16 protein-coding genes and 1 pseudogene are annotated in these 16541 nt (G+C 61.4%); 7 read left to right on the forward strand and 10 right to left on the reverse strand.

Translation table 11 applies throughout. From position 1 onward, the window contains the following. Nucleotides 1–137: 137 nt before the first annotated feature. From BM235_RS06150 to BM235_RS06180, 6 genes are all read right to left on the reverse strand, one after another. Nucleotides 138–1550: a response regulator transcription factor gene (locus BM235_RS06150; RefSeq protein ID WP_090110598.1), complete on the reverse strand. Its 1413-nt coding sequence runs from the start codon at nucleotides 1548–1550 to the stop codon at nucleotides 138–140. Next, nucleotides 1543–3333 (reverse strand): sensor histidine kinase, encoded by a 1791-nt coding sequence (locus BM235_RS06155; protein WP_090110600.1) that lies wholly within the window; start codon nucleotides 3331–3333, stop codon nucleotides 1543–1545. Before BM235_RS06155 ends, BM235_RS06150 begins: the two co-directional genes overlap by 8 nt. 157 nt (nucleotides 3334–3490) lie before the next feature. Further along, nucleotides 3491–3772: a hypothetical protein gene (locus tag BM235_RS06160; RefSeq protein ID WP_090110602.1), complete on the reverse strand. Its 282-nt coding sequence runs from the start codon at nucleotides 3770–3772 to the stop codon at nucleotides 3491–3493. Then, nucleotides 3772–4965, reverse strand: a complete 1194-nt coding sequence (locus tag BM235_RS06165; RefSeq protein ID WP_090110604.1) for an NAD(P)/FAD-dependent oxidoreductase — start codon at nucleotides 4963–4965, stop codon at nucleotides 3772–3774. The genes BM235_RS06160 and BM235_RS06165 overlap by 1 nt, the downstream gene beginning before the upstream one ends. Before the next feature lie 519 nt (nucleotides 4966–5484). Continuing rightward, nucleotides 5485–5631, reverse strand: coding sequence for a sporulation histidine kinase inhibitor Sda (sda, locus tag BM235_RS06175; protein WP_090110608.1), 147 nt, complete (start codon nucleotides 5629–5631; stop codon nucleotides 5485–5487). Nucleotides 5632–5924: 293 nt separating this feature from the next. Further along, a complete protein-coding gene (locus BM235_RS06180) occupies nucleotides 5925–6596 on the reverse strand; it encodes a YheC/YheD family protein (RefSeq protein ID WP_090110610.1) in 672 nt (223 codons plus the stop codon). 336 nt (nucleotides 6597–6932) lie between these two features. On the opposite strand from BM235_RS06180, the gene BM235_RS06185 reads away from it, so the two are divergent. Further along, entirely contained in the window at nucleotides 6933–10259 is a 3327-nt protein-coding gene (locus BM235_RS06185; protein ID WP_090110612.1) for a DEAD/DEAH box helicase, read from the forward strand. 22 nt (nucleotides 10260–10281) lie between these two features. Continuing rightward, nucleotides 10282–10614 (forward strand): hypothetical protein, encoded by a 333-nt coding sequence (locus BM235_RS06190; RefSeq protein ID WP_090110614.1) that lies wholly within the window; start codon nucleotides 10282–10284, stop codon nucleotides 10612–10614. A 334-nt stretch (nucleotides 10615–10948) separates the two neighbouring features. On the opposite strand, the gene BM235_RS06195 is transcribed toward BM235_RS06190, so the two are convergent. Continuing rightward, a complete protein-coding gene (locus tag BM235_RS06195) occupies nucleotides 10949–11311 on the reverse strand; it encodes a HesB/IscA family protein (RefSeq protein ID WP_090110616.1) in 363 nt (120 codons plus the stop codon). A gap of 148 nt (nucleotides 11312–11459) precedes the next feature. On the opposite strand from BM235_RS06195, the pseudogene BM235_RS32825 reads away from it, so the two are divergent. Together BM235_RS32825 and BM235_RS32830 are read left to right on the forward strand one after the other, a co-directional pair. After that, nucleotides 11460–11630 (forward strand): annotated as a pseudogene (locus BM235_RS32825) (pentapeptide repeat-containing protein); the annotation flags it as partial. Nucleotides 11631–11750: 120 nt separating this feature from the next. Beyond that, entirely contained in the window at nucleotides 11751–12062 is a 312-nt protein-coding gene (locus BM235_RS32830) for a pentapeptide repeat-containing protein (protein ID WP_304441393.1), read from the forward strand. Between the two features lie 63 nt (nucleotides 12063–12125). On the opposite strand, the gene BM235_RS06205 is transcribed toward BM235_RS32830, so the two are convergent. Beyond that, a complete protein-coding gene (locus tag BM235_RS06205; RefSeq protein WP_090110620.1) occupies nucleotides 12126–12593 on the reverse strand; it encodes a hypothetical protein in 468 nt (155 codons plus the stop codon). 268 nt (nucleotides 12594–12861) lie between these two features. On the opposite strand from BM235_RS06205, the gene mqnE reads away from it, so the two are divergent. Together mqnE and BM235_RS06215 are read left to right on the forward strand one after the other, a co-directional pair. Continuing rightward, nucleotides 12862–13965, forward strand: coding sequence for an aminofutalosine synthase MqnE (mqnE, locus tag BM235_RS06210; protein WP_090110622.1), 1104 nt, complete (start codon nucleotides 12862–12864; stop codon nucleotides 13963–13965). Between the two features lie 26 nt (nucleotides 13966–13991). Then, on the forward strand, nucleotides 13992–15053 hold the full coding sequence (locus BM235_RS06215) for an NAD(P)/FAD-dependent oxidoreductase (RefSeq protein ID WP_090110624.1): 1062 nt from the start codon (nucleotides 13992–13994) through the stop codon (nucleotides 15051–15053). Between the two features lie 23 nt (nucleotides 15054–15076). Here BM235_RS06215 and BM235_RS06220 read toward each other — a convergent pair whose 3' ends face one another. After that, entirely contained in the window at nucleotides 15077–15343 is a 267-nt protein-coding gene (locus BM235_RS06220; protein ID WP_090110625.1) for a YuzB family protein, read from the reverse strand. 82 nt (nucleotides 15344–15425) lie between these two features. Here BM235_RS06220 and BM235_RS06225 point away from each other — a divergent pair, with 82 nt between their 5' ends. Beyond that, on the forward strand, nucleotides 15426–15674 hold the full coding sequence (locus tag BM235_RS06225) for a NifU family protein (protein WP_090111072.1): 249 nt from the start codon (nucleotides 15426–15428) through the stop codon (nucleotides 15672–15674). A gap of 70 nt (nucleotides 15675–15744) precedes the next feature. On the opposite strand, the gene BM235_RS06230 is transcribed toward BM235_RS06225, so the two are convergent. Then, nucleotides 15745–16527 carry an SDR family oxidoreductase gene (locus tag BM235_RS06230; RefSeq protein WP_090111074.1) on the reverse strand — a complete coding sequence of 261 codons (783 nt, stop codon included), beginning with the start codon at nucleotides 16525–16527 and terminating at the stop codon, nucleotides 15745–15747. Nucleotides 16528–16541: the final 14 nt, after the last annotated feature.

The raw sequence follows: 16541 nt of genomic DNA on the forward strand, positions 1-16541 counted from the left end.
GATTTGCCTGCAATCTGAAAGCGTTCGCAAGAAAAGAAAAAACCTTCTGCGAAGGTTTTCTAAAATACATCCATAGAGGTTCTAAAAATAAAGCATAGCCAAAAGCGGCCGGTTCTGCGGATCCCTCTTGAACCCGCCTATCGCGACTCCCGATATTGCGAAGGCGTCTGTCCGGTGAGCTTCTTGAACAGCCGGGTGAAATAAAAGTAGTCCTGGTAACCGATCCTGGCCGCGATCTCCTGGACGGACTCGTCTCCCTCCCGAAGCAGCCCGCACGCATGGCCGATTCGCAGTCTGGCCACGTAGGCGGTGAACGTTTCGCCCGTTTCTTTTTTGAACAGCTGGCTGATATAGCTCGGATTCATGAAAAACTGCTCGGACAGCCCCTGCAGCGACAGATCGTCCCGATAATGCTGGGTCACGTACTGCAGGATCGCGTTAAACGTCTGGTTGCGCGTCTCCGGCACCGGCACGTCGCTCTGCTTGAGATAGCGGGACGACACGGCCGCAAGGCCCGCCAGCATGGCATGCACGTCGGCGAACGCCTGGGCGAGCTGTTCGTAGCTGTACAGCGCCGTCTCGGTCCGGCCCAGCTTGAACAGGAAGGAGTTCGTCATGTTATATACCTGAAACGCGTGCCGAATCGACAGTCCGCCTTCCCGGAACAGCGCCCCGATGCGCGCAAATGCGTCCGAAAGCGCCTGACCGTTCTTGTCCTCGACAGCCTTGCCGACGTCCAGCATGCACGCATTCAGCGCTTCCTCCTGCCAGGGGGCCGGCTCGTAGACGCCGACGCGCCCGGCGACGAAGCGCTGGTGCGCCGCGATGTCCGCCTCCGCAATGGCGTCGCGGATCGCCCGCCAGTCCGCGACCGGACGGCCGATGCCGATGCCGGTCACGCCCTCAGGCATCCCGGCCTCCCAGCCCTCGCGGGCGGCCTGCACTTCCCGGGCGCCGGCCAAGTAGGCCGTCTTGGACGCTCCCGTCTTCAGCCGGAAGACGGCGCCCCCAAGTCCCTGCGGCTCTCCCCCGCCGATCGCGACGACCGGCACGACGCCCGCTTCGATGCGCGCCGCGAGTCCGCGCTCCCGCAGCTCGCCGAGCAGCCGGTCCGCGACCTCCGGATCGGGCTCGTCGAGGAGCCGCAGCAGCGTTTCGGCCGGATCCGCGCCTCGCGCGTCCAGCTTGGCCGCCAGCTTGACGAGCACGCCCGCGATCTCGATCTCGTCGAACGGCTTGAGGCAGTAGGCCGCCGCTCCGTAAGCCAGCGCCTTCTGGGCGTACGCGAACTCCGCGTAGCCGCTGACGACGACGAACTGGATCGGCTCCGGAAGCTCCCTGCCTCTGCGGATCAGCTCCAAGCCATTCATTTCAGGCATCCGTATATCGGTGAATACGACGTCCGGCTTCAGCCTGCCGATAGCCGCAAGCGCCTCTTCTCCGCTGGCAGCCTGTCCGGTCACGCGGAAGCCGTAGCGCTCCCAATCGACCAGATCCTTCAGACTCTCCACGACCCAGCTCTCGTCGTCGACGAGCAGCACCTTATGCATCCGAATCCCTCCTCTCGCGGGCGAACCGCAGCCGGATATGCGTACCCCAGTCCGGCGAGCTGTCGATCGACAAGCCCGACGGCTCGCCGAACGTCAGCGTCAGTCGATTGTTCACGTTGACCAGCCCGATGCTCCGGGGCTCGTCCGCCTCTACCGGCCCGGACGCGGGACCCTGCAGCATCCGCCGAAGCTCCTCGAGACGCTCAGCCGGCATTCCGACGCCGTCGTCCCGTACGTCGACGATCAGGTCGCCCGACTCGTCGATCTCTCCCGCGATCTCCAGCACGCAGGGCCGCAGCGTCGGCTCGACGCCGTGATAGATCGCGTTTTCCACGAGCGGCTGCAGGATCATCTTGGGCACGACGCGTTCGGACGCCGCCTGCGCGATCCGGTAGCGCACCGTGAACCGGTCCGCGAACCGGATCTGCTGGATGCGCGCGTACGCCTCCACGATACGGATCTCCTCGGAAAGCGGGACGGCGTCGGCGCCCTTGACGCTGTACCTGAAAATGCTGGACAGCGAGCGCGTCATCGTCTTGATGTTGTCCTGGCCGTTCACGGCCGCGATGCCGGTGATCGCTTCGAGCGTATTGTACAAAAAGTGCGGATTGATCTGGCTGCGGAGAAAGGCGAGCTCCGACTTTTTGCGCTCGAGCTCGGTCCCGAACAGCCTGGCGTTCGTCTCCAACAGACGCTGAGTCAGATGCTCGATCTCGTCCAGCATGCCGTTGAACGCCGAGGCCATGATGCTGATCTCCATGTAGCCCTTGAGGGAGATGCGCTTCCTGAACTTCAGGCTGTCGCCGCTCGCGGCCGTCGTCATGAAAAAAATCATTTTCTTCAAGGGCCGCAAAATGTTGTTGACGATGATCATGAGCGGCACCGCCAGCGCGAGCAGCCCGATCGACAGAATGATCAGCTCCTGCTTGCGGATATCGAGCAGCTCCCGCAGCAGCGCGTCCTTGGGTGCGGCGCTTAGAATAACGGCATCGACGCCCGGCAGGCTCTCGGTTTGAACGACATATTGCTTGCCCTGCCATTTCAACGACAGGATGCCGTTCTGGGGCAGTCGTCCGGTCAGATCCGCGAGCCGGCTGCCGGTCGCCCGCTCGGTGTTGCTGGCGATGATCTTGTACGCGCGGTCTAACAAGTAGATCTGGGTGTTGGTCTGCTTGAGCGTGTAACCCTGCTCGCCCGCGAGCGAAGCGGGATCGACGATGAAGTACAGCGTGCCCACTCTTGTATTGAACAGTTCGCCTTGCTGCACGTAATAGATCGTCGTGGCGAACACGAGCCCTTGTCCCGAGCCGTACAGCGTGCCGAACTGCCGCATGTCCACGTAATAGGCGTTCGACTTGTCGGGCAGCCGCCCGTTCAGCTCGGCGACATAACGGCTGCCGCCGTTGATGTCGATCGAGGCGCCGTTGTCGCCGGATACGACGATGTCGAGGATGCCGTCCTTGAGCTCTCTCTGGCTGGTGAGCAGCCGGCTGATCTCTTTGAACATCTCGTATCGCCGCAGCTCGTTCTTCTCCACCAGGAAGCTCTGGACGTCGGCATTGTACGAGATCGTCTGCATCAGCCGGAAAAGAACGTCCCGATTGGAGGCGACGTTCTTCTTGATCTCCGCGATCGTCTGTTTGACGTACGCTTCGTGGTTGCGGGTGATCATCCCGGACATGGTCGTGTACGTATGCAAAATGATCGCCAGAATGACGAGGATGGCCGATCCGGCCAGGATGAACAGCTGCGAGCGGATCGACAGTCTTCTCAGGAAGGCCATTCGGTCTCATCCCCACCGTTAGAATGACTGCAAGTACGGCCTATTATCAGCCCGCGGCTCCGCTTCGTCAAGCCGACGGCAAACCGGCGGCAAACGCAAAGGCAGGCCGGGTCCGATCGAATCGGAACCGGCCTGCCTATCGCGGCGCCTCTCGCGCCTAGTCTTCCTCGTCGTCCGTCGCCGCGCGCATTTGCGCTTCCCACTCCGCGCGCCGGCGTTCTTCCAGATACTCCTGCGACATGCGGTCGCGCTCGCGTCCCTTTTCCTTAAGCCGCTCGATGCCCGGCTGGATGAGCAGGTCCACTTCGGCCTGCACGACCGCCGACAAGTCGTACCGCTGCTGCGACTCGAGGTACCCGCCGACTTCCATCAGCGCGTTGTACCGGTCGAGCTCGTCCCGCGTCAGCAGCCCGCGCACCTGCACGCTGCAATGGCGCATTAGAGGAACTTGCCCTTGCGGAGCACGAGCGGGATGCCGCCGATGATGAACAGGTAGCGAAGGTCGATCGCCTTCTTCAGCCAGGCGGCGACGCGTCCTTTATACTTTTTGCCGAACGCCATCCCGATCGCCTCGCCCTTGCCGAGCGAAGCCACCGTGCCTTTGTTGCTGAACGCGAACGGCCGCAGCGATTGATTGCGGATCGAAGCGACGAGGTTGTGCGCGCAGTTGACGCCCTGCTGCATCGCGATCTGGGCCGTAGGCGGATAAGGACGCCCCTCCGGGTTGAACATCAACGAGTTGTCGCCGAGCACGTAGATGTTCTCGTGGCCGGGCGCGCGCAGATATTCGTCGACCTTGACGCGTCCGCGCATCGTCTCGAAGCCGGCTTCCTCGATCAGCCGGTTGCCCCGGACGCCGCCGGACCAGATGACGGTCTGCGACTTGATCTCTTCGCCCTCGCCGACGATGACGCCGTCCGCCGTGCACTCCTTGATGGCCGTGCCGATGCGGAAAGTGACGCCCTTCTTGCGCAGCACCTCCATCGCGTACTCGACCAGCTCCGGATCGAAGCCGGGCAGCGCGGTCGGCGCCGCTTCGACGTTGATGATCTTGACCAGCGAGCGGTCCACGTCGAACTGCTTGCACAGGTCCGGCACGCGGTCGGCCAGCTCGCCGATGAACTCGATCCCGGTGAAGCCCGCGCCGCCCACGACGAACGTCAGATAGTCCGTGCGGTGCGGTTCGCGCTTGTAGCGGGCGAATTGGTATTCGATATGCTCGCGGATGAGACGGACCGAGTTGATGCTGCGGATCGTGAACGCATTTTCCGCCATGCCCGGGATGCCGAACGTCTCGGACTCGCCGCCCAGCGCGATGATCAGATAATCGTAGGATAACGTGCCGTCCTCCAGGATGACCTTGCGGTCCTGCGGACGGATCTGCACGACGGTCGACTTGACGAAGTCGATCTTGAACTCGTCGATGAGCTTGGAGATGCTCACGCGCGCGTTGTCCGGATGATCCGTGCCTGCCGCCGGCATATGGAGATGCGTCGTAATATAGTGATAATCATGCTTATTGACGAGCGTCACGTCAGCTTCATTATAATTAAGCTCTTTTTGGAGACGCAGCGACGTCAGGACGCCGCCGTACCCCGCGCCTAGGATGACGATTTTGGGTATACTGCTCATGGGATCCCATCCAATCCAGTTTGGTGTTCAACATGTGAAAAATTCCACAATGAAGATAGGCATATTTGTCTCTTTGCCTCAAAAGAATCATATCGGCTTTACCCTTCTATTTCAAGGTTCATTGTTACAAAATCGTTTGGACTTCTCCACAAATTTACCCTGTTCTGCCTGGCTTTATCCTGCGTGCGCCCCGCTTGCGGCAGCGGCCTATTCGCCCGGGCGCCGGACTTATAATAGTGGTAAGTCCATGAAAAATCGGAGGGGCCGAGATTAGGCCTCGAATCGGCCAAGCCCGCGGACGTCGCCATCATCGGCGGCGGCTCCGCCGGCATGTTCGCCGCCTTCTACCGACGCATGCGGCGATGTCCGCCACCTTGATCGTTCGACAACCTGAAAGTTCGGCTCGAAGTTCTAAACGCATCGAATGGCGCATTTATAATAAAGAAGGCATCCCTGCCCTCGGCCCGGACGGCCGAAAAAGCGAGGATGCCTTCATCCATATGATCGGGACGCGCGCGACTACTTCGCAAGCCGCTCTTCCTTAATGGGCAGTTGTCTGCGCCGGATCTCGGCGTGCAGCAGATGAACGAATTCCCTTTCCAGCTTCAAGCGGACGGCATGTTGGTAAGCTTCCAGTAGCAGCTCATCCGACAACAACGGCAACATGGCCTACACCCTTTCTTAAGCAGGCTATTCTGACGAGGATCCCGCTCAGCGAGCTCTTCGTGATGCATCATAGCATGCTCCTCGACAGACGGACAAGCGCTTGGCTATCCACACCAACCTGTGTACAAGATGTGATTAAATTGTTGAAAAAAGCCGTTTTCCGCGTTTGCTCGGAATGGATATTGTGGATGGATTTATCCACAGGCAAAATACTGTTTTTTCCATAAAAATAATTCATAGCGAAATTTGCGATGATAGCTACCAATAATAGAAAAATCAGCTTCCTTCAGTCGTCATTGCGGACGCGTGTTGACCTCAAGCATCCAAATCCGTCCGCCGCGGTCGATTCCGTAGTCGTAGCCAAGCTGCCCGATGCCCGGAAAGCGGCTCTCCAGCAGCGCCGTAGACGTGCGCGTCAAATGGCGCATTTGGCTTTTCTTGACGCCGACGAGACGTCCCGACAGCGACCTCGCGATGCCTTGGCCCGCCGTGACCCGCGTGCCTCCCCTGCAGAGGTTCGTGACGAACAGCCCTCTGCGCGCGACGCGTCCGACCATCGCCCTGATTTGCCAGCCGGCTCCCGTCTTCACGTGCTTGACCCGGTAATCGATCGGCCTTCCGCCGATCGTGGCCAACCGAATGCCGCGCTGGATCAGGTAGGCGCGCCTTCCCTTGAGCCTGCCGATATGCCCGCAGAGCCCCGCGAACGTGCCGAAATACCGAACGCTGGTTTTCGCGTGAAGCTGATACCCGTTGCCGACCCGCGTAGCCTTGATGACGCCATGGCCTCCAGCGCCGCGGACAGGCTTCAGGACGACCATGCCGTAACGGTTCAGCATCGTCTTCAAATTCACCGTGCTGTATTTTCTCGTAGGCGGGATGTGACGCGCCACATAGCCGTTCGTCAAAAGCGCAGTCGTTTTGAGCCACTTGCTCGCCAGCATGCGTCCGTTCTGCTGATGCATGCGCCAGTCCTCCTTATATGCGGTATATAACCAGCATACTCGGACATCCGCGCAGCTTCTTGGATGAATGGACGTGGCAACCCGCCCTTTTGTCGGCAGGCGGAGGATGGCGACCAACCTGCCCTTTTACCCACATTCGACTGTGCATAAAACACTACGATTCTGTGGACAAGCCTCGGAATCTCAAGGGCAGCGCTGGGGACAAGCGGGACAACTTTATTCACAGTCTGCGCGCCGCCCGCTCGTCGTCCCTTAACGGCTTCGCATCTGGTATCATAGATAGGACATATCGGATTGCCTGCCGCCAGGCAGCGAAGAGAAGAGGAGTCTAGCCCCATGAGCGCATCCGTCACGCGCCAGACCGTCCGTTCGCTCTGCGGGCGCATCGCCTACGAGAGCGGACTGGCCTACGCCCGCGCCGGCAAAGTATCCTTCGCCGCGTACGACGACGAAGCCGGCGTCTACGAAGCCGTCGTCCAGGGAAGCGGCAGATCCGTCTACGAGACCAAGCTCCGGATCTCGCGTGCGGGAGACGTATCCGCCTCCTGCACCTGCCCTTCCCTGGCTTCGTACGATAAATACTGCAACCATATTGCGGCCGCGCTGCTGCGGATCATCGAGCATCGGCTGGCGGGCAGCGCCCCCGAATCCGCGGTTGGCGCGAGCGCCGGCCGCCCGGATGCGGAGGGAGCCGGCCCGGACGACGGACTCGCCGCGAAAATGATCGGCCTGTTCGCGTCCAAGCCCGTCTCGCGCAGCGGCGCCCGCAAACGGTTCGAGACGCGAGAGCAGCTGCAAGTCGCCTTCGTCTGCGTTCCGCTCGACGACGGCCGCGAACACGCGCTCGGCATCGAAGCGCGCATCGGCTCCGAATCGGGGCGGATGCATGCGGTCAAGCAGATCGGAGGCTGGCTCGACAGCGTCGAGCGCGGCGAATCGCATCCGATAGCGAAGGCCTTCGCTTACGATCCGGAGCTGCACTGCTTTTCGGAGACCGACGACGAGATCATTCGGGCGCTCGTCCGCGTTAACCGCGGCGACGTGGCATTCGTCCGGTCGCCGTCGGGCTTAAGCGGCGCGCGCAATCAACGCGCGCTTCGGATCCCGCCGGAGGACTGGGCGTCGCTGTACGCGCTGCTCTGCCGTGCCTCGGACGTTTCTCTTCAAGCCGGAGAGCGTCTGCTGCCGGGTTTGCCGTCGGCAGAGGGACCGCTGCCCGTGCGCTACGAGATCGACTACGATCCGGACGACGCGGAGGGCGGCTGCAAGCTGGACGTCAGAGGACTGGCGTCGGTCACGGTATTGGAAGCATACGGGCTCGTGCTGACGGAGGACGGGCTCGTCAAGCTGCCGGCCGCCTCCTGCGCGCAGCTGGCGCAGCTCCAGCGCATGCTGCCGACGGCGACGGTGGTGGCACAGACAGTTACGCCGAAGGCAGCCGACGCGAGGCAGGTTCGCATCCCGCGCGAACAGGCGGACGGCTTCATGGAACGCGTCGTGCCCGGGCTTATGCGGCTCGGCAGCGTGAAGATCGCCGAAGCCGTGTCGGACAAGATCGTGCGCGAGCCGCTGAAGGCCAAGCTGTACCTGGATCGCGTGCGCGACCGGCTGCTCGGGGGTTTGGAGTTTCACTACGGCTCCGTCGTCATCAATCCGCTGGAGGCCGCCGGCGCCAAGCGTTCGGACGACGGTCCGATCCTCGTTCGGGACGGCGAGCGCGAGCGGCGCATCCTCGAGCTTATGGACGGCAGCGCCTTCGTCCGCACCGAAGCCGGCTACGTGATGGGCGGCGACGAGGAAGGCGAATTCGAATTTTTGTACCGGGTGCTTCCGCTGCTCGAACCGCTGCTCGGCGTTTACGCCACGGCGGCCGTCCGCATCCGCCTGCTGCCCGAACCGGTCGTCGTCAAGGTATCGGCCGATACGGACGAGCGAACCGACTGGCTCGAATTCAAATTCGACATCTCGGGCATTCCCGAGGCCGAGATCAAATCGCTCCTGCAGGCGCTCGTAGAGAAGCGCGCTTATTACCGCATGACCGGCGGCGCCCTCGTGCCCCTGGACGGCCAGGACTTCGCGGAGATCAACCGCCTGCTCGACGCGACCGGCATGCTCCCGTCGGAGCTCAAGGACGGCAAGCTGCGCCTGCCGCTCGTCCGCGGCCTCCATCTGCTCGAGCCGGAAGGCGGTACGGTCGTGAAGCACGGGCGCTCGCTTCGCGGCCTGCTCGACGATCTTCGCCATCCGGATCAAGCCGCTTTCGCCTCCGCCCCGGCCGCGCTCGTCGGTACGCTGCGCGATTACCAATTATACGGTTATCAATGGATGCGGACGCTCGCCCACTATCGCTTCGGCGGCATTCTGGCGGACGACATGGGCCTCGGCAAGACGATTCAGAGCATCGCCTTCGTCGCCTCGATGCTGCCGGTCATGCGCGAACGCGGCCAGCCGGCGCTGATCGTCTGCCCCGCCTCGCTCATGTACAACTGGCACAGCGAGCTGCGCAAGTTCGCGCCGGACATCCGGTGCCGCATCGCCGACGGCGCGAAAAACGAGCGAGCGGAAGCGCTGGCGAACCCGTCCCGCTTCGATGCCGTCATCGTCTCTTATCCGCTGCTGCGCAAGGATATCCAGCTGTATGCGGGCATGACGTTCCACACGCTCATCCTCGACGAGGCGCAGGCGGTCAAGAACGAGACGACCCAGACGGCCCAAGCCGTCAAGCGGATCGTCGCGGAGCAGCGCTTCGCGCTGACGGGCACGCCGATCGAAAATGCGCTGGACGAGCTTCGTTCCATTGCCGGCGCGGTATTCCCGGGCTTGTTCCCCGGCCGGCGCGCGTTCGCCGAGCTGTCCCGCGAGGAAGTATCGGACCGCATCCGACCGTTCGTGCTGCGGCGTCTCAAGTCGGACGTGCTGCGCGAGCTGCCCGACAAGATCGAATCGGTCATCGCCTCCGAGCTGCTGCCGGCGCAGAAGAAGCTGTACGCGGCCTATCTGGCCAAGCTGAGGACCGAGACGCTGAAGCATCTGGACCAGGATACGCTGGACCGCAACCGGATCAGGATCCTGGCGGGCATCACGCGGCTCCGCCAGCTCTGCTGCCATCCCGCGCTGTTCGTCGAAGATTACGCCGGCGGCTCCGCCAAGCTCGACCAGCTGCTCGAGCTGTTGGACGATTGCCGCAGCGCGGGCAGGCGCGCGCTCGTGTTTTCCCAGTTCACATCGATGCTGGCGATGATCCGGCGGGAGCTCGGCGCGCGCGGCATGACCCATTTCTACTTGGACGGCGACACGCCAGCCGCAGAGCGGGTGGAGCTGTGCGACCGGTTCAACGCGGGGGAGCGGGAGCTGTTCCTGGCTTCATTGAAGGCGGGCGGTACGGGGCTTAATCTGACCGGGGCCGATACGGTCATCCTGTACGATCTCTGGTGGAATCCCGCGGTGGAGCAGCAGGCGGCGGATCGCGTGCACCGGATCGGCCAACAGCGCGCCGTACAGGTTATCCGCCTCGTAGCCCAGGGAACCGTGGAGGACAAGATGACCGAGCTGCAGCAGCGCAAGCGCCACCTCATCGACGAGGTCATCCGCCCGGGGACGGAGGCGCTGTCCGCGCTCAGCGAGCAGGACATTCGGGAGCTGCTGTCGATCGGAACGGATTAGGGCGGCGAATGGGGGATCACGCATGCGCTTGGTGTTGTTGCTGGCTCCGGCGGGGACGATCGCGCTGGCGCTGATGTTCATGTACGCGAATCCTTATGCCGAGCACGGCGTATCGCCGCTTAACGCCTCGACGATCGCGATCGCGTACTTGCTCCTGATCCTTCCGGCCCTCGCTGTCGCAGCTTCGATTGTCCTGCGCAGCCGCCGGCTCAAATGGCTTTCTTTCTGCGCCTCGCTGCCGGTCGGGCTGTACCTCGGCCTTGCAGGCGTGCCTAGTTTGTGGACTTTGTTTCTGTTGTTTATTGGGCTGTATGCGTTCATTCCTGTTTACCGTTCGACGCTGCGTAAGGGCTAATTGGATTAAGTGCGGTGCGTGGCGGGTCATTCCGGAGCGGATGCGGACACTGGGGCGCTAACTCGTAAAAAAGCACTCCATCTACTGCGTTTGCGGACAGGAGGGACGTTATTAGGGCGAATCAAGGCCAAATCGGCCATCCATTGCGAAAATAGCGGATCCTGTGTCCGTCCGCGAATCAGATTGGGTGATATGGGCGTAAATAACGGCTCCTCTGTCCGCCAGCTAGCGGAATTGGCGATCTTAGTTCTTAGGTCCGGGAACGACAAAGAAACCTCCCGACCAAGCGCAATAGATGCGCCTGTTCGGGAGGTTTTGGTTTAAGCGGACCTTGTCAGCACTCGCCGGCCGCAGCGGGCTTGCCTGCGTCGGTCGCGGTGCGGAAGCTCGAGCCGCAGCCGCAGGTCGCGGTCGCGTTCGGGTTAAAAATCGTAAAGCCGCCGCCGAGACCCGACTCTTTCCAGTCGATCTCGAGGCCGTTTAGGTACTTCGCGCTGTCCTGGTCGACGACGACCTTCAAGTCGCGGATGTCGAGCACGCGATCGTCCTCGTGCTGTTCGTCGTCGAAGCCCATTCCGTATGAGAAGCCCGTGCAACCGCCCTCTTGCACGCCGACGCGCAGGAACAATCCTTCGTTTTCCTCTGCTGCGAGCATTTCCTGTATTTTCTGACCGGCCGCCTCAGTGATCTGAATCATGTACGGTCCCTCCTGACGTATAAAAACAGTAATCGAACTGACTACAGTATACTCCTCTCGGCCGCTTCTCTCAAGAGGATCTGACGTCCTCGGGCTTTCGCCGCCTGTGCTATACTTAGCGGAGAGTCCTTAGGAACGGAGCGGATGCCGCATGACAGCGTTCACCGAAGACGAGTACTATGACGAGACGTTTAACGACCTTCAATTGGCAAATGAAGAGCTGTCGTCCGTACGCTTCTACGATTGCACCTTCAGGAACTGCGACTTTAGCGAGGCTGCGTTAAGGGCGTGCAAGTTCTCCGGCTGCGCCTTCGAGAGCTGCAACATGAACTTCATCAAGGTGACGGACAGCGAGTTCGCGGACGCCTCGTTCGTCAAATGCAAGGTCGTCGGCGTCAACTGGACCGAAGCCGATTGGCCGAGAACGGCGGGACGACGCATGCTTAGCTTTGACCAATGCACGATCAGCCACTCTACCTTTATCGGGCTTAAGCTGCCCGGCTGCGCGATCGTCGATTGCATGGCCAAAAACGCCGACTTCAGGGAAGCCGATCTCGCCGGCACGAGCTTCGCCGGCTCGGACCTTGCCGAGAGCCTGTTCGGCGATACGACGCTGACCGGCGCCGACTTCTCCCGCGCCACGGGCTACGCGATCAATCCGACGCAAAACCGCATCCAGAAGGCGAAGTTCATGCTGCCGGAAGCGACGTCGCTGCTGTATAACATGGACATCGAGATCGTGGACGATTGAGCGAAAGCTCCGCGTTAATTTCCCGTATGGACCCATCGGACTCATACAAAAAAAACCGGGCGCTCACGCGCCCGGTTCTTCGTCCTTCCACTCGGCCAAGGCGGCCGCCGGCATCTGGATCGCCTTCAGCTCGATCCTGCAGCGGAAGCTGCCCGTCTCGTTGGCCAGAAAATCAGCCAGCCTGCGGAACACCATCGCAAGCTCCGGCCCGCTCGATTCGGTGTCGATGCCGTACCGGAACTGGTCCGCCGGCAGCCCTTTGATCCGCCTGTCGTCTCCCTGCTGCGCGTCCGCGTCCCGCGTGCGCTTCCATTCCTTGGTCGGCTCGAACTTGTCCGTCCGGCGAACGAGCTGTTCGTATATCTGGTGCTTGCGAAGCCACATATAATATTGAATCGGGTTGTTTAACCCCCAAGCTTGCGTCAGATCTTTGATCGTATAGGTTGCGCGGTATTGTTGCAGCGTTGCGATCATGTCGGATTGCTCAAGCTGCTCCAATTCCTGAAGCGGCAGAACATCGGGTTTTGTCATTCCTTTTGGCTCCCTTTTATTCGATTGATCTTCTAATACAGTACCATAATTTGTTTATTATTCAAGGTCATTCCCACTTTTCGGATGAAATATACCTGCCCGAATTGTATTGCCCTGCACACGGAGGAAGCTTATAATGCTAATAGTGTGTTCATGCAGTATTTTTTCATTTCCTTATGTACCTTTTTTCACAAACTCAATCGACAAGCCGCTACCGCTACCCCGGCGCTGGCTTATCCCATTCCATCCGGAGGAGGTCATGATTCCCATGACACTCGTAACGACGCATCCCGACCGGCGCATGGCGGAGATCGCGGACAAGGTTCGTTCCGGCGCCAGGCTGTCCCTCGAAGACGGCGTGCACCTGTATCGGTCCGAAGACCTGCTTACCATCGGCCAGTTGGCCAACGAAGTCAACCTGAAGAAGAACGGCAAAAAGGTTTATTTTACCGAGACCATGAGCCTCTACTTCACCAACGTGTGCGAGTCCCACTGCGCCTTCTGCAGCTTCCGCAAGGACCAGGGCGAAGAGGGCGCTTATACGCTGACGCCCGAAGAGATGTTCGCCTACGTCGATCAGCACATCACGCCGACGGCCAGAGAATTCCACATCGTCGGCGGTCATAACCCGCATGTCCCCTTCGAATACTACGTAGAATCGATCCGCGCGCTGAAGGAGCGCTACCCGCAGGTGACGATCAAGGCTTATACGGCCGCGGAGATCGATTTTTACTCCCGCATCTCGGGTCTGTCCTACCGCGAAGTGCTGAAGCGCCTCATGGACGTCGGTCTCGAGTCGCTCACCGGCGGCGGAGCGGAGATTCTGTCGGATCAGTACCGGGACAAGATGCGCGTCGAAAAGGCCGGCATTTCAGAGTACCTTGAAGTCCACCGTACCGCGCACCAGCTCGGCATGCGGACGCCGACGACGATGCTGTACGGCCCCGTCGAATCGGTCGAAGAGCGCGTGCAGCATATGCTGCAGCTGCGCGAGCTGCAGGACGAGACGGGCGGATTCCAGGTATTTATCCCGCTGTCCATGCAGCCGACGAGCCCGAAGGCGGGCATCCGCCGCCGCAACTCCGCGTTCGACGACCTGAAGGCGATCGCGATCGGCCGTCTGATGCTGGACAACTTCCAGCACGTCAAGGCTTACTTCATTAATATCGGGACGCAGCTCACGCAAGTGGCGCTTACGATGGGCGCCTCCGACGCGCACGGGACGATCGTGAAGGAGCGTATCAGCCATGCAGCGGGCGCGCTCACGCCGGCCGGCATCACGAGGGAAGACCTCGTTTGGCTCATCAAGGGAGCGGGTAGAATCCCCGTAGAACGCGATACGCTCTACAACGAAGTCAAGGTCTACGAATAGAAGGCGTTTTAAAGGAGTCGTTTAATGTGAGCAATATCGTCATTCTAGGCGGCGGCTACGGCGGCCTGACGCTGGTGAACGAGCTGATCGAGGAGAAGCTTCCCTCGGACGTTCGGATCCTTCTCGTCGACCGCATGCCGTTCCAAGGATTGAAAACCGAATACTACGCGCTCGCCGCGGGTACGTCCTCCGACCTGGATATTCGCGTCGAATACCCGAAGCATCCGCAGCTCGAGATCATACATGGCGAAGTGACGGGGATCTCGCCGGCGGACCGTCGCATCGCTTTTACCGAGCGCGATCCGTTGACCTACGATTATCTGGTGCTCGCGCTCGGCTGCACGGACAACTATCACGGCATCGACGGCGCCGCCGAGTTCGCATGCAGCATCCAGTCGTTGGGGGCCACGCGAAAAACGTACCAGATGCTGAACAATACGGCGCCGTACGGGCAAATCTCGATCATCGGCGGCGGACTGAGCGGCGTCGAAGTGGCCGCCGAGCTGCGCGAGAGCCGTCCCGACCTTAATATCCGCATCGTAGACCGCGGTCCGAGCGTTATGTCCGGCTTCCCGGGCAAGCTCCAATCGTTCGTCGCCGACTGGTTCCGCGAGCACAACGTCGAGATGCTGTCGCATATCACGACGACGAGCATCGGCGAAGGCGTCATCCATACGGCGACCGGCGACATCGCGTCGGACGTGACGGTATGGACCGCGGGCATCCAGCCCGTCGAACTCATCCAGCGGCTCGAATACGCCAAGGACAAGGCCGGACGCCTCGTCGTGAACGAGTACCACGAGCTGCCGGACGCGCCGAACGTATTCGTCATCGGCGACTGCTCGAGCCAGCCCTTCTCGCCGAGCGCGCAGCTCGCGCAAGCGCAGGGCAAGCAGGTCGCGCACGTACTGTCCGCGCGCGTGCACGGCAAGGGCATCCATCTGCCCAAGATCAGGCTGCGCGGTACGCTCGGCTCGCTCGGCAAAAAGTCCGGCTTCGGCATCATGGGCCATACGCCGATCATGGGACGCGTGCCGCGCATGCTGAAGAGCGGCGTGCTCTGGAAGAGCCGCCGCCACTTCGGTTAAAATCCGGAACCGGACGGCCTGAGTTAGAGATCGTCCAGCAGCTTGTCGAGCGCTTTGCGGTGCTCGTCCTGGCTGCCCAGTTCCTCGAGAATCGCGTCGTACAGCGCGTCCGCCGTCTCGGCGACGACCGTCTCGCCGTTCACCATCACGTACGGGGACAGGTAGCACTCGCCGCAGTTGCCCAGGCAGCCGTATTCGATCGTCTCCAAGTCCGGCAGCTTATTCAGCTTGTCGATGAGCCGATCGGTGCCGTGGTGAGCGTTGCTGACGCAAAATTCAACGATATTCATCGCCATACTCCTTTCTCGGAGACATCCATTTTAATTGCGCGCAATTTGTATTATAATAAGCTGAAGAAGGGAGTGGATGATTGTGAGTGACAACGTTCAAGAAGCAACGAAGTACGACGAGGTGCTCGAAGTACTCGACAAGTTGCGCCCGTTCCTGCAGCGCGACGGCGGAGACGTCGAACTGGTCGACGTAGAGGACGGCATCGTCAAGCTTCGCCTGATGGGCGCTTGCGGCAGCTGCCCGAGCTCCACGATCACGCTGAAGGCCGGTATCGAGCGCGCTCTGCTCGAGGAAGTCGAAGGCATCGAGGAAGTCGTACAAGTATTCTAATATTCCCTCGCGGGAACGTTCGAAGCCCTGCCCGTCCGGCTCACCGCCGGCGGCGCGGGGCTTCTTTGTGTCATTCGTCCTTGGCGCGCCGCACGTTGCTCTTGATCGGGTCCAAGCCGCCGGAGACGTCGATCGTATTGCCCGTCACGAAGTCGGATTCGGGCAGGCACAGGAAGCCGATGACGCGGGCGACGTCCTCGCCGGTGCCCGGCCTCCCGCGCGGGGACTCCTCGTCCAGCACGCCAGCGGCGTCCGCGATGCCCTTTTCCTTGAAGCTGCCGCGGATGTCGCCCGGGCAGATCATGTTCACCGTGATGCCGCTGGCCGCCTCTTCGACGGCAAGCGTCTTGGTGAAGGAGACGAGCCCGACCTTGGCTGCCGCGTAAACGGCGCGGTGCGGCCAGGATCTCGCCTCGGCCGCATGCCCGAAGCCGAAGTGGATGATGCGTCCCCAGCCCCGCTCGCGCATGCCCGGGAGCACCTGAAGGTCCATATGCATCGTGCCGACCAGGTTGCCGTTCATCAGGAAGTCGATCTCCTCGGCGGAATAGTCGGCGAACAGCTTGCGCTTGCGGATGAACGGTCCCGCGCTGTTGACGAGGATGTCTACGCCGCCGAGCCGCTCCTCGGCCGTCCGCACCAGCCGCTCCGTGTCCTCGGCCTTGGCGATGTCCGCCTGTACGGCGATCGCGCGCCTGCCCATCGCCTCGATCTCCGCGCAGACGCGCAGCGCCTCGTCGCGGCTGTTCACGTAGTTCACGGCCACGTCGCAGCCGAGTCCGGCCAGCTCGAGCGCGGTCCGCCTGCCGAGCCCCTTGGCGCTGCCCGTTACCAGCGCCGTCCTTCCTGCCAGCTTCCCCACTTGCG

The sequence above is a fragment of the Cohnella sp. OV330 genome, assembly GCF_900112065.1.
Taxonomy (GTDB): Bacteria; Bacillota; Bacilli; order Paenibacillales; family Paenibacillaceae; genus Cohnella.

Coding starts and splice junctions, on each gene's coding strand:
- BM235_RS06180 (WP_090110610.1), bottom strand. CDS start 6,596: ATGCATCAGCAGAACGGACGCATGCTGGCGAGCAAGTGGCTCAAAACG.
- sda (WP_090110608.1), bottom strand. CDS start 5,631: ATGTTGCCGTTGTTGTCGGATGAGCTGCTACTGGAAGCTTACCAACAT.
- BM235_RS06150 (WP_090110598.1), bottom strand. CDS start 1,550: ATGCATAAGGTGCTGCTCGTCGACGACGAGAGCTGGGTCGTGGAGAGT.
- BM235_RS06205 (WP_090110620.1), bottom strand. CDS start 12,593: ATGACAAAACCCGATGTTCTGCCGCTTCAGGAATTGGAGCAGCTTGAG.
- BM235_RS06190 (WP_090110614.1), top strand. CDS start 10,282: ATGCGCTTGGTGTTGTTGCTGGCTCCGGCGGGGACGATCGCGCTGGCG.
- BM235_RS06165 (WP_090110604.1), bottom strand. CDS start 4,965: ATGAGCAGTATACCCAAAATCGTCATCCTAGGCGCGGGGTACGGCGGC.
- BM235_RS32830 (WP_304441393.1), top strand. CDS start 11,751: ATGCTTAGCTTTGACCAATGCACGATCAGCCACTCTACCTTTATCGGG.
- BM235_RS06160 (WP_090110602.1), bottom strand. CDS start 3,772: ATGCGCCATTGCAGCGTGCAGGTGCGCGGGCTGCTGACGCGGGACGAG.
- BM235_RS06155 (WP_090110600.1), bottom strand. CDS start 3,333: ATGGCCTTCCTGAGAAGACTGTCGATCCGCTCGCAGCTGTTCATCCTG.
- BM235_RS06185 (WP_090110612.1), top strand. CDS start 6,933: ATGAGCGCATCCGTCACGCGCCAGACCGTCCGTTCGCTCTGCGGGCGC.
- BM235_RS06220 (WP_090110625.1), bottom strand. CDS start 15,343: ATGAATATCGTTGAATTTTGCGTCAGCAACGCTCACCACGGCACCGAT.
- BM235_RS06195 (WP_090110616.1), bottom strand. CDS start 11,311: ATGATTCAGATCACTGAGGCGGCCGGTCAGAAAATACAGGAAATGCTC.
- mqnE (WP_090110622.1), top strand. CDS start 12,862: ATGACACTCGTAACGACGCATCCCGACCGGCGCATGGCGGAGATCGCG.